At 60.1% G+C, this 2228-nt stretch carries 1 protein-coding gene and 2 pseudogenes; all 3 read left to right on the plus strand.

All coding sequences use genetic code 11. The features are described 5' to 3' along the window. Positions 1–208 (plus strand): annotated as a pseudogene (locus BVER_RS30950) (transposase); the annotation flags it as partial. 362 nt (positions 209–570) lie between these two features. Next, the gene (locus BVER_RS28635; protein WP_440588111.1) at positions 571–1491 is read left to right on the plus strand and encodes a reverse transcriptase domain-containing protein; all 921 of its coding nucleotides are present in this window, start codon (positions 571–573) and stop codon (positions 1489–1491) included. Positions 1492–1713: 222 nt separating this feature from the next. Next, positions 1714–2228: pseudogene (locus tag BVER_RS28640) on the plus strand (transposase family protein); the annotation flags it as partial.

Genomic DNA, 2228 nt, shown 5'->3' on the forward strand with positions numbered 1-2228 from the left:
GAGCAGATCAACTTGCAGCATCCGTTGGTTCGCCTGGCCGATCTGATCGAATGGGAGCGGTTGAACACGGCGATGAGTGCGAGCTGTATCGCACCGCGGCCGACCGGCAACGTCGCCCCGACTGATCGCCGGGCTGTTGTATCTCCAACATGCGTTTGACCTGTCCGACGAAGAGGTCGTGTGGCAATGGGTGGAGAACCCGTATTGGGTGCGCCGGGAGACCGGCAAGGTGTAGGTGGTGAGAGTCCACTACGATGAAGGCATAGCGAGCCACATCGCCCCCGAGCCGTGCGTGGGCATCGGCGAGGAGGTCAGCGAAGCGTCGGCAGGGGAATGTGTAGGCCAGCCATGGAGCCACGAAATGGTTTATATCCCGGATGCCGACGCGCTCCAATACGTGGAAGGCAATACGAGCGGGCGCGACATCGCGAGTGCCTACCGATCCGGCGTGGTCGTAGAACCTGGCATGCACGCAAGCGCCTTGCACGGGAACCGGGAGATCTCACGTCTGACCTGGCGTTGTAGCGGTATTGGCCAGGTCCGCATCGGGAAGGTGAGGAGCCGAAGCCGATGATGTACGGACGTGAGAAGTCAGACTCCGCCGTAGTAGCGAAGAAGCCTGCGAACAAGGTCGGGAACCCGGCTGCGGAGTGGGTGGAGCCAAGGGCGGGGACCGAGGGAAACGCGAACCAGAACCGCACGCGCCGGGCGCAGAACCGGGGAAGCGTGTCACAGGGACTGGATCGCGTACGGCAGTTGGCGAGACAGCATAAGAAGATGCGTTTCACGACGTTGCTGCACCACGTCACAGTCGAGCGGCTGAGCGCTGCGTTCTATGCGCTCAAACGTAAGGCGGCGCCGGGAGTTGACGGCATGACGTGGCAAAGCTATGAAGCGGGACTGGAGAGCAATCTCCGGGACCTGCACAAGCGGGTTCACACAGGGAGCTACCGTGCCCTACCAGTGCTGCGCCGTTATATACCCAAGGGCGACGGAGGTCTCAGGCCGTTGGGTATAGCTGCACTGGAAGACAAGCTTGTGCAGAGCGTAATGGTTGATGTTCTGAACGCCATTTATGAGGGAGACTTTCTCGGCTTCTCGTACGGATTTCGTCCGGGTCGTAGCCAGCATGATGCGCTCGACGCATTGGCCGCCGCGATTCAGTGGCGACCGGTGAACTGGATTCTGGATGCCGACATTCGAAGCTTTTTCGACACCGTCAACAGGCAATGGTTGATCCGTTTCGTGAAGCATCGGGTGGCGGACCCGAGAGTCATTCGCCTGATCGGCAAATGGCTCGATGCCGGGGTGCTGGACAATGGCCGGCTAACGTCGGTACAGGCTGGTACGCCGCAGGGTTCGGTGATCTCCCCACTACTTGCCAATATCTATCTGCACTATGTCTTTGATTTGTGGATAGAGCGGTGGCGGCGTCAGCGGGCCAGAGGCACGGTGGTTGTGTCGCGGTATGCGGACGATACGGCATTATGAACATCTGGCGGCGGACGCTCCGGCGTCGCAGCCAGAAGGACACGATGACGTGGCAGCGTATTCAGCGGCTGGCAGACGAGTGGTTGCCTCAACCGCAGATTCTTCATGCCTGGCCAGATCGCCGATTTGCCGTCAATCACCCGAGGTGGGAGCCGAATGCCTGAATTGGGCACGTTCGGATCTATGCGGGGGGGGTTGGGTAACTGGCATTCCTACTGCAATCAAGTCTTCACCGGCGAGACGTACTTGCAGACGAAGCCTCCGATCGATCCGTCGAGCCTGACGCGCTGGCGCAAGCGGCTGGGCGAAGCCGGGGTTGAGGAACTGCTGGCTGAGACGATCGAAGCGGCCAAACGTGCCAAGGTCATCAAGACTTCGAGCTTAAAGCGGGTGATTGTCGATACGACGGTGATGGAGAAAGCAGTCGCCCATCCAACCGATTCGCGTCTGCTTGAGCGGTGTCGCGAACATCTGGTGAAGGCTGCGGGGCGCCATGGTCTGAAGTTGCGGCAGAACTACAACCGCGAAGCGCCGCACTTGGCGAGCCAAGTCAGCCGGTACGCACACGCCAAGCAATACAAGCGCATGAAAAAGGCGCTGCGCACGTTGCGTTCGCGTGTGGGCCGTGTCATGCGTGACGTCGAACGCCAGCTTGACTCGGCTAGCGCAATAGCCAGAGCGCGTTGCAAGAGTTGATTGGCCGCACCAAACGAATTCTGTCGCAAAAGCAGAAGGAC

Origin of the sequence: Candidatus Burkholderia verschuerenii, from assembly GCF_001189365.1 — a bacterium.
Lineage (GTDB): Bacteria > Pseudomonadota > Gammaproteobacteria > Burkholderiales > Burkholderiaceae > Caballeronia > Caballeronia verschuerenii.